We start from the raw sequence: 10296 nt of genomic DNA on the forward strand, positions 1-10296 counted from the left end.
TAGTAATTACCCACTACAACTCATTTTCGCTTTGACCTAATGTATCATAATGCAGCAAAACAATAGCTAATTTACTATCTTTCCATTTTTGGATGGTTAATAGTCATTGTGTTACGTATAAAACTAAAGAAATCAACTTTAACAGCAGAGGGTTGAGAGTATTGACTGTGTTCCCGCATTTCTGCTTCTAACAGATGCAATAGGTTTTCATCATTCTGGTTTATAGCTGCTTGTAAGCGATGTTCTAGAGTTTTTCGCATATTTTCTTGATGCGTTTTTAATGTCTCTTTAGCCAATCCAATTCTGTCCGTGGTCATATTTAGACTCCCATAAAAGAACTGAGGTTAAGATAAAACCCACTACTTGACTTCATAAAAGATTTTTCTGACTTCCGCAAATACCTGGGATTATCAACTTTATCTCCATAGTATGCTTTAGGAAATTAGTCAATCCCTAAGATTGGTAAAAATTAAACTACCCTTTCTCACGATTAAGCTGCGAATATCCCTTGAATGGTGTTTAATTTTTACCCGCTTTACATACCCACCCTGTAGAGGGATGGGGTATTACGGCCTTTTCTGATAAACAATTTCATTTTTATGATCTCTCATTTTAACAACCAATGCAAGTCAATAATGCAGAAATAGCATTATTATCTTGCATTTATCGCAAAACTAGCTGAAAACCCTATCTAATCTGAGTTGACACCGTTAAAACCTGTGGAGGAGAAGCATCTGGAGGATAAAGAAAGTCTAATTGTACTAAAGATGTATTTTCTGGTTTAATATTCAATACTACTAATGGTTCTCCCATTTCACCACGCTTTTGCACTAAATGTAGAAACTTATTTTTCCATTTTCCCTGTTCTTGATAACGTAAGCGCACCGTTCCTCTAAAAAAGACTTGACGCGCAGGTGGGTTAAGAAAACGGATTCCCGATTTACTTAACTCATTCTCTTTCAGAGGAGTTTGAATTGTCACACTTACAGTTTGTTCATTTTGAGTATTGTTGTATAAAGGCAACTTCAGACTATACTGAACACCATAATTACCATGAGCATAATAAGCCGTATCAGAATAACGGACTAACATGGGTGCAGTTTGAATTTGATTTGTGCCGAAAGTTCCTCCATGTAAGGTACTCAACCCATAGGAAAACCCCGTACCAGGTTGAGGAATAGTTAAATACTTACTTTTAGGTTGATCTACTACATAAGCCCGCCATTGAGAGCCTCTTGATACTCCAGCTACACGCCCGTAAATTCCCGGTTTATTATTTCCTGTAATGGGAGTGGGGATTTTATCTCTAGGAGTGGATAATTCACCATTATCTAATAAATTTTGCCATTCTGATAAATTAGGTGCGCGTTCACTACCATCAATATTTTTACGGGCAAACATCGCCAAACTAGCAGCGTAAATATTACCATTACTTCGTAATCGCAGATATGTAGAACGACCATTCAAAGGTGGTATTAACCCTTGAACAGGAATTGGTAAATTTAATAACATTTGGCTTTGACCGGGGGGAATGACAATTTGCGGGGGAAAAATATCCTGTCTTCTACCCCTCAAAATATCAGACATAACGCGACTACCTGGACCTGCAAACACTGTTCCTAAGTCATTAGGAATTAAAGATGATAATTCCTGAAATGGGGCATCTGGTTGACTTAAATAACTAGCAGCTTGTAATATATTTACTGTCACTGGTTGAGAACCAGGGTTATGTAAAATAATACCCAAATAAAGAGAAGGTAAATTTTCCAGTAATTCAGTTTTAGTCACATGATGGGCAAAAATATCAAATGGGCCACGGAAGGGAAAATTTAAATGGGCTGATGTAACTTTTTTTCCGGCTGCTGGAAAAGTAGAAAGTAAAATTCCTTCCTTTAATACCAATTCTGGACTATTGCTATTAAATACTGGTACTGAATCTAATTGTCCTGGCAAAGGGCGTACTGATTGTACTTGTAATATTTCTTCTGGTGATGTCACCAAATTTGCTTGGACAAGAGCCAAAGAAAGTAATAGGGGCAACATAATATTAGGTAATTTTTTCCCAAAGACGTTAATTTTTTTAGAAAAGTGCCAAGTTTTTGATGATCAAATCGGCATTCCATAAGTAAATATTGGCACTATCTAGTCCACAGACTAATACGGTCAACAAAATCCTCATAGTCAAAGTTATGACAATTGTAACTAATCTCAACTGCTGCTGTTGGCACTAATAATTTTTCCATATCAACGGTAGTTTACAAAATATTTTCGCTAGAATTTAGCGACCCTAAAGGCAAAATACTTATACTACAGTCTGGAACTTGTTCCCCTAATGGTGAAGGACTGGCAGCCGTGACACAACAGATAAGTAGTAGTGGAAAATAAATTTCATATTTAGGAAAGGTGACAGGTGACGGGTGACAGACAAGAGATACAGAGATTTCTATTGTTTTGCCAAATGTACAATTAATTTTGCCCAGGTACTTAATATAATCAGGCTAAAAGTGATTGATTTTGGCAATGACGCGGAAACTGGCCAGTTATACATCTACAGATAAACGGTGCAAAAAATTGAAATCATGGGAGAGTGAAGCCATTTTGGCTAGTGCGAGTAACAAGTCATTGGCTTTTGACTCTTGTTGACTTAGCCAAATCTCAAAAGAAGTTAATAGTATTTTTGTTCTGCATAAGAAATATTATTTAGAATTAGAATAATTAAATAAATGCCCTTCCTCATAAATTTACAAGGAGTAGCTAAATGCCAGTGATTGCAGTTGTTGATTACGATATGGGAAATTTGCACTCTGTCTGCAAAGGATTAGAAAAAGCTGGTGCAACTCCTCAAGTTACCTATTGTTCTCAAGAGTTGGCGAAAGCAGATGCTATAGTTTTACCAGGCGTGGGAGCATTTGATCCAGCGGTACAACATTTGCGATCGCGTGGTTTGGAAAAACCTATTAAAGATGCGATCGCTTCTGGTAAACCGTTTTTGGGTATTTGTCTAGGATTACAAATTTTGTTTGAATCCAGCGCCGAAGGCACGTTACCAGGACTAGGAATTGTTCCTGGAAAAGTCCACCGTTTTCGTTCTGAACCTGGAATGACAATTCCCCATATGGGTTGGAATCAACTCCAACTCAAGCAACCAAAAAATCTTTTATGGGAACATTTACCCACCGATCCTTGGGTTTATTTTGTTCATTCTTACTATGTTGAACCTACAAATCCCCAAGTCCGCGCGGCTACTGTTACCCATGGAAATCAAACTTTTACGGCCGCGATCGCTCAGGAAAATCTCATGGCTGTGCAATTCCATCCCGAAAAATCATCAAATGTCGGCTTGCAAATATTATCTAATTTTGTGGCTCAAGTCCACGAAAAAGTTTTTGCTTAATAAAAGTTGACCTTGTTTTCGGTTGTTAAACTCTGATAGCATTATCTGCTACTAGCTATAAGTTTAAGATTAATGACAAATCGGCCGTTGATCATCAAAACCATCGGATTTATCCCCGGAATCAATCCAAAATCCAAAATCCAAAATCTAAAATCTAAAATCTAAAATCGGAGATGCTCAAAACCATCGGATTTATCCCCGGAATCAATCCAAAATCCAAAATCCAAAATCTAAAATCAGAGATGCTCAAAACTCTCGGATTTATCCCCGGAATCAATCCAAAATCCAAAATCCAAAATCCGATTACCAATAACTAATGAGTTTGAGAATTTACGGAAATCGTCTGCTGAAAACCTTACCAGGTGAAAATACCAGACCTACGAGTGCGCGAGTCAGGGAAGCATTATTTAATATTTGGCAAGGAACAATTACTGGTTGCCGTTGGCTAGATTTGTGCGCCGGTAGCGGGGCAATGGGGGCTGAGGCTTTATGTAGGGAAGCCAGCGTCGTTATTGGTATTGAACAGTCAAGTCTTGCTTGCGCCATCATCCAAGAAAATTGGCAACGGGTAGCCAATCCTAACCAGAAATTTCAACTATTGCGGGGAAATGTCACCCAACAGTTAAAAAAATTATCAGGTCAAAAATTTGACAAAATATATTTTGACCCACCTTATGCTAGTGGATTATATGAACCAGTATTACAAGCGATCGCTCAGTATCAGCTTTTAGATTCCCCAGGAGAAATAGCAGTGGAACATCGTCACCAAGATTGGACACCGCTAACAATTCCCAACTGGGAAATCTGCCGACAGAAAAGCTATGGTAACACAGCCTTGACATTTTATCAAGAGCAGGGAATTGGTAATGAGTAATTGGGAATGGGTAATTATTTCCCCTGCTCCCCGCTTTCTACTTCTTACCTCTTCCCTAGCTTCTCAATCAATATCAGCCGCCTAATTCTGTAGGACGCTTATATTGTCTATAAGCAGCGTAAAAAAGTCCACTTAAAGTTACAAAAACCAAACCAAGCACAATACCTGATAATAGAGGTTCAACCACTGTAAAGCTCCTTGTTGCGATTATTGAAAGATTCGTTTCCTGTTTTTGATTTTACCAAATTTGGCATTAATCCCGCGTTCCATAGCAGTCTTAAATCTAAATACTATATAAAAATCATCTTATGTACTTGCGAACACAGTCAATAAATTTTAAGCTATGTGTAGGCAATGAAAACTTGAAGACTGTAGAAGCAACTCTTTTGGATAACCATCTGATAAAACCTGAAACCCTGATTCAACAGATCGTTATCTTTACTATAGCGATGCTGATAACCCTGCCTTTAGTCCTGTTTGGGATTGAGATAGTGCAAGCCTCTGATCCTTATGTTAAAAGTGTTCTCTCCCTTCAGGGAAACCCAGTACAAGGAAAAGCTATTTTCCAAATCAACTGCGCTGGCTGTCATGGTTTAGAAGCAAATGGACTAGTCGGTCCAACTCTACATGAAATCTCTAAATACAAATCCCGCTATGGACTAATTCGTCAAGTAACTAGTGGGGAAACGCCCCCCATGCCAAAATTCCAACCCAATGTCCAGGAAATGGCAGACCTTTTAAGCTACTTGGAAACTCTATGAATATTTATACATTAAGTTGGGTAAGTGTGCCTAATTTATATACTAGGGCAGGTGTGGGCAGGTGTGCCTAATTTATATACTGGGGCAGGGATACTTAATTTATATACTAGGGCAGATGTGCCTAATTTATATACTAAGGCGGGTGTGCCTAATTTATATACTAGGGCGGGCAGGGATGCCCACCCCACAAGCATGAGAATGAAGTATAGTGAAGTATGGTTTAATATTCGGTTTAAATAACGAAAATAATAGTCAGATATAGTCGAAGATAATCATCTGTGCTAACATTGAGTCGTAAAACTATCTAACCTATGGCAGATCAAAACGAGTAAGCTATTGTAAAATTAGTAAATTAACTGTAATTTATACAAACCAAATAGATAAACTTGAATGTTGATACCTGTAAATGCTATCAGTGCAACGGAATTAAAGTCAGCTATTATTTATAACCCATTACTAGCAACTGCTGATACAACAGTTAGAGAGGCTGTAGTGCAAATGAGTGGAATAGCAGCAAACCCCCTATGGCTGACCGTACCAGCAGTTTGTTCTATCCCACATTCCGCTAATAACTATCTAGAACATTTACAAATTCAAGCCTGTTGCAGTTGTGTCCTAATTGTGGAAAATAATCGTCCAGTAGGCATCTTTACGCAACAGGATGTGGTTGAAATCAGCGCCCAAAGGCCAAACCTGGAAGATTTAGCCCTCCGTGAGGTTATGACTCATCCTGTAATCACCTTGCAGGAGTCAAAATTTACAGACCTGTTTTTTACCCTAAATCTCCTTCAACACCACCGCATTCGTCATTTACCACTAGTTGATGAGGAAAATCAACTGGTGGGACTGCTGACTTACGAAATTTTACGGCAGATACTTCGTCCTGTAGACTTGTTGCGCTTGCGGTTGGTTCATGAGGTCATGACTACCAATGTCTTATGTGCGCCTGCTAATGTTTCTATATTAGAGATCGCTCGCTTAATGACAGAAAATCAAGTCAGTTCGGTGATGATTGTAGAAACACAAGCATCTTTAACAATTCCTCTGGGTATGGTGACAGAGCATGATATTGTACAGCTTAAAGCTTTAAGCGTGAATTTTGACACCTGTTTAGCACAAACTGTCATGAGTACACCTGTTTTCTGCGTGACTGTTGATGAATCTCTGTGGAATGTGCAGCAAATAATGGAACAGCGATTTATTCAGCGTTTAGCAGTGACAGGAAGCAAAGGGGAACTAGTAGGTATCGTTACCCACAGCAGTATTTTAGAAGCCCTTAATCCTTGGGAATTATATAAACTAACAGCAGTGTTACAAGAAAAAGTATTACAACTAGAAACAGAGAAAATACAACTGCTAGGAAATCGTACTCTTGAGTTAGAAAAGCAAATAGAAGAGCGCACTATTAAACTGAGAAGAAAAGCAGAACAAGAAAAATTAATTAATCAAATTGCTACGCAAATTTATTCATCTCTAGATTTACAAGAGATTCTCAACAACACAGTTGTAGGAGTGCGATCGCTATTAAACTGCGATCGCGTGATTGTTTACCAATTCAGTGGTGATTTTCGTGGTCAAGTTATCGCTGAAGCAATTGTTGCTGGTGGACATTCAGTTCTTCATCAAGAAGTACATGATCCCTGTATCAGTCCAGAATGGCTTGAACTTTACCGTCAAGGGCAAATTCGGGTAATTAATGACATTAACACTGAATCCATAACTCAGTGTCATCAGCAGATGTTAAAGGACCTTGATATTCGCGGTAAACTATTATCTCCGTTAATTGTTGAAAATCAACTCTGGGGACTAATGTTAGCAAGTTACCGCGATATTCCCCACAATTGGGAACTTGAGGAAATCGAATTGGTACAACAAATATCACTGCGAGTCGCAATTGCGATTCAACAAGCAAATATTTATCAACAGACACAAATTGAAATTCATCAACGACAACAAGCAGAAGAATTAATTAAACAACAGTTAGCAGAATTGAAAATATGGAAAAATCGCTATGAATTAGCAAGTACAGCTAGTGGACAAATTATGTATGAATATAATTTACTCAAGGATGCTCCCGTTTGGGCAGCTAATATGGAAGAAGTTTTGGGTTATTCATATTCAGAATGTCCGAGAAATTTAGCTGAATTTATGGATATAGTTTATCCAGAAGATCGAGACAGACTATATTCTTTGATTCAAAAAAACCTAGCTCAGAAAAGTCCTTTGTCCACAGAATATCGTCTGCGACGTAAAGATGGTAATTACATTTGGGTTGAAGATCGCAATCAAGTAGTTTTAGATGATCAAGGTGAGATTGTCGTTGTGATTGGAGCTATAGTTGATATTACTGTTCGCAAAAATTCAGAGGAAAAATTATCTAAATTATTCCAAAAATCAGAAAAACTACAACAAAGATTATCTCTAGTTCTCAAGGGTTCAAATGATGCTTGGTGGGATTGGGATATTCTAGACGATACTATTTATTATTCCGCTCGTTGGTTTTCCCTGCTGGGTTATAAACATGAAGAACTTTATCTCAAATCTGAAAGCTTCTGGGAGAATTTTATGCACCCAGAGGATATAGATCCTATCCGTGGCAACTTCAATCAAGCATTAGATGATAAAAATATAGAGTTTATTGAGTCAAAGTTTCGGCTGCGACATAAACAAGAATATTATATCTTCATTAACTGTAGAAGTTATATTCTCCGGGACGAAACTGGAAAAGCGGTGCGAGTATCTGGTGCAAATACTGATATCACTCAACTAGTGCGAAAAGAAGAGGAATTACAAGCAACTTTAAATCAGTTGTCTCAATTTAATCAAAAACTAGAAGCGAGAGTACAGAAACGCACAGTACAACTGCAAAACCTATCCAGTCGTTTAGAATTAGCAATCAAAGCTGCAAAAATTGCTATTTGGGAATGGGATCTCGACAATAATCATACAATTTGGGACAAGAAGATGTATGAACTCTATGGGGTCAACCCATTGGAATATAAAGATGGTATGGAAATTTTGCAAACGGCATTACATCCAGAGGATGCAGTCAGAGTTAATGAAATTCTACAACATAAGCTCAAAGATGGTGAGGAATTTGAGATGGATTTTAGAATAGTTTTACCAGATGGTAAAATTCGTGTTCTGCAATCTTACGGCATTATTAAGCGTGATTCCCAGGGAAAAGCAGAACGAGTGATTGGGGTGAATAGAGATATTACGGAATGGAAACAAGCAGAACAAAAAATTAAGCAGCAAGCAGAAAGAGAACATTTACTCAGGGAGACAACCCAACGCATTCGTCAGTCCCTCGATTTACATACTATTTTTAATACGGCTGCGGCAGAAATACGACAATTAATGAATGCTGACAGGGTGGGAATTTTTAAATTTGATCCGGTTAGTAATTTTAATTATGGTGAATTTGTCTCAGAATCTGTAGTTCCTGGGTTTATATCTGCCCTAGAAATGAAAGTTCATGATCAATGTTTTGGTGAAAAATTTTCTCCCGACTATGCAGCAGGGAGAATGCAAATAGTAGATGATATTGACAATGCGGGACTCGCAGATTGTCATCGAGACATTTTAGCACAATTTCAGGTGAAAGCAAATTTAGTTGTACCATTAATCCAGGGAAAAAATTTATGGGGTTTGTTGTGTATTCATCAATGTTCCCAACCTCGTCACTGGGAAGATTTTGAAATTGAACTTGTCCAACAAATAGCGAACCAATTAGCGATCGCCATTAAACAATCTATGCTATATGAACAAGTACAGTCAGAATTAATAATTAGAAAGCAAGCTGAAGTTGAAATTTACCTGCAACTACAACGACAAAGAGCCATTCAAGATATCACTCAAGAAATTCGCTCTAGTCTGAATTTAAATCATATTTTAACTACTATTACTGCTAAAGTGCAAGAATTGACCCAGGCTGAGAGGGTGATTGTCTTTCGTCTATTTCCTGATGGTAAAAGTCAAATTGTGGAAGAATCTGTTGCTAACGGTTATATGACTTTTAAAGATAGTTATTGGGAAGATGAAAAATGGTCACAAGATATTTTAGAATACTATTGGCAAGGAAAACCGCGCATTGTTCTCGACGTGATGGATGATATTTGGACAGATTGCTTGAAAGCTTATTCTCGACAAGGAAATATTAGATCTAAAATTGTCGCTCCTATTTTGCAGGATTTGGTAGAAAATGAAAACGGGCGCTGGGTAAATCATCCTCATAATAAACTTTGGGGGGTGCTGGTTGTTCATGCTTGTGGTGAAAAACGTATTTGGGAAGAATCTGAAGCCGAATTATTGCAACAAATAGCCAATCAATTAGCAATAGCTATTCAACAAGCAGATTTATTTGAGAAATTACAAAAGTCTCTCAAACAAGAAAAAGAAATCAGCGCAATGCGATCGCGTTTTGTTTCTATGGTTTCCCATGAATTTCGCACACCGTTAGCTATTATTTCCTCATCTACAGGGATTTTACAAACTTTTGGCGATCGTCTCAACGCTGAAAAAAAACAGGGACATTTAGAAACGATCCAAAAAACGATCAAGTATACTGTTCAACTACTAGATGATGTTCTGATGATCAACAGTGTTGAAACTGAGAAAATAGAGTTTAAACCAGAAACATTAGATATTATTGATTTTTGTCGTCGTCTCATAAGAGAAATACAAGGAACTAGCTACAGTCATGTAATAGATTTTTCTTTAAATAGCACCCAACTAATTTTAGACCATACCTTATTTGCAGAATTTGATCCGAAAATCATCCGTCAAGTTCTCACAAATTTGCTGACTAATGCTATAAAATATTCTCCTGGAAGTAGTACAGTTAGTTTCAGCTTGAATATCACCGATAAACAGATAGTTTTTATCGTTCAAGATTATGGTATTGGTATTTCTGAAACAGATCAAGTTAATTTATTTGCTTCTTTTTATCGTGGTTCTAATGTTGGTAATATTTCCGGTACAGGCTTAGGTTTAGCAATAGTTAAAAAATGCGTTGATCAACATCAAGGGAAAATTACCCTAGAAAGCAAACTAAATCAGGGAACAATATTTAAAGTTACTATTCCCCGATACAATTTGATAGGTAATGGGTAATGGGTAATTGGTAATGGGTAATGGGTAATGGGTAATTGGTAAGTAGGTGAACGGAAAAAACGACACAAGTAAGGAAAAGTAAAGTTGCTCAAAACCTGTTCCCTGTTCCCTGTTCCCTGTTCCCTGTTCCCTGTTCCCTGTTCCCTGTTCCC

At 37.6% G+C, this 10296-nt stretch carries 7 protein-coding genes and 1 pseudogene; 4 read left to right on the plus strand and 4 right to left on the minus strand.

The window, feature by feature from the left end:
* Positions 1-74: 74 nt before the first annotated feature.
* Together ACIR131C_RS22250 and ACIR131C_RS0108460 are read right to left on the minus strand one after the other, a co-directional pair.
* Positions 75-317: a hypothetical protein gene (locus ACIR131C_RS22250; protein WP_035371699.1), complete on the minus strand. Its 243-nt coding sequence runs from the start codon at positions 315-317 to the stop codon at positions 75-77.
* A 370-nt stretch (positions 318-687) separates the two neighbouring features.
* Complete coding sequence (locus ACIR131C_RS0108460; RefSeq protein ID WP_028089841.1) at positions 688-2043, minus strand: DUF3370 domain-containing protein; 1356 nt, start codon at positions 2041-2043, stop codon at positions 688-690.
* 715 nt (positions 2044-2758) lie between these two features.
* Here ACIR131C_RS0108460 and hisH point away from each other — a divergent pair.
* Positions 2759-3394, plus strand: a complete 636-nt coding sequence (hisH, locus tag ACIR131C_RS0108465) for an imidazole glycerol phosphate synthase subunit HisH (protein ID WP_028089842.1) — start codon at positions 2759-2761, stop codon at positions 3392-3394.
* Positions 3395-3710: 316 nt separating this feature from the next.
* On the plus strand, positions 3711-4268 hold the full coding sequence (gene rsmD / locus ACIR131C_RS0108475) for a 16S rRNA (guanine(966)-N(2))-methyltransferase RsmD (protein WP_028084847.1): 558 nt from the start codon (positions 3711-3713) through the stop codon (positions 4266-4268).
* Positions 4269-4341: 73 nt separating this feature from the next.
* On the opposite strand, the gene petG is transcribed toward rsmD, so the two are convergent.
* Positions 4342-4455, minus strand: coding sequence for a cytochrome b6-f complex subunit V (gene petG, locus ACIR131C_RS0108480; protein WP_015078754.1), 114 nt, complete (start codon positions 4453-4455; stop codon positions 4342-4344).
* A 199-nt stretch (positions 4456-4654) separates the two neighbouring features.
* Here petG and ACIR131C_RS0108485 point away from each other — a divergent pair, with 199 nt between their 5' ends.
* A complete protein-coding gene (locus ACIR131C_RS0108485) occupies positions 4655-5029 on the plus strand; it encodes a c-type cytochrome (RefSeq protein ID WP_028089843.1) in 375 nt (124 codons plus the stop codon).
* 390 nt (positions 5030-5419) lie between these two features.
* Positions 5420-10144: a GAF domain-containing protein gene (locus ACIR131C_RS23875; RefSeq protein WP_028089844.1), complete on the plus strand. Its 4725-nt coding sequence runs from the start codon at positions 5420-5422 to the stop codon at positions 10142-10144.
* Here the strand turns inward: ACIR131C_RS23875 and ACIR131C_RS26710 are convergent.
* A pseudogene (locus ACIR131C_RS26710) lies at positions 10087-10296 on the minus strand (hypothetical protein); the annotation flags it as partial. The gene ACIR131C_RS23875 and the pseudogene ACIR131C_RS26710 sit on opposite strands and share 58 nt — an antisense overlap.

This window comes from Dolichospermum circinale AWQC131C (assembly GCF_000426905.1).
Taxonomy (GTDB): domain Bacteria; phylum Cyanobacteriota; class Cyanobacteriia; order Cyanobacteriales; family Nostocaceae; genus Dolichospermum; species Dolichospermum circinale.

What these genes read in the sequence shown, in the direction of transcription:
- ACIR131C_RS22250 (WP_035371699.1), bottom strand. Translation starts at nt 317, where the DNA reads ATGACCACGGACAGAATTGGATTGGCTAAAGAGACATTAAAAACGCAT.
- hisH (WP_028089842.1), top strand. Translation starts at nt 2,759, where the DNA reads ATGCCAGTGATTGCAGTTGTTGATTACGATATGGGAAATTTGCACTCT.
- rsmD (WP_028084847.1), top strand. Translation starts at nt 3,711, where the DNA reads ATGAGTTTGAGAATTTACGGAAATCGTCTGCTGAAAACCTTACCAGGT.
- ACIR131C_RS0108460 (WP_028089841.1), bottom strand. Translation starts at nt 2,043, where the DNA reads ATGTTGCCCCTATTACTTTCTTTGGCTCTTGTCCAAGCAAATTTGGTG.
- ACIR131C_RS23875 (WP_028089844.1), top strand. Translation starts at nt 5,420, where the DNA reads ATGTTGATACCTGTAAATGCTATCAGTGCAACGGAATTAAAGTCAGCT.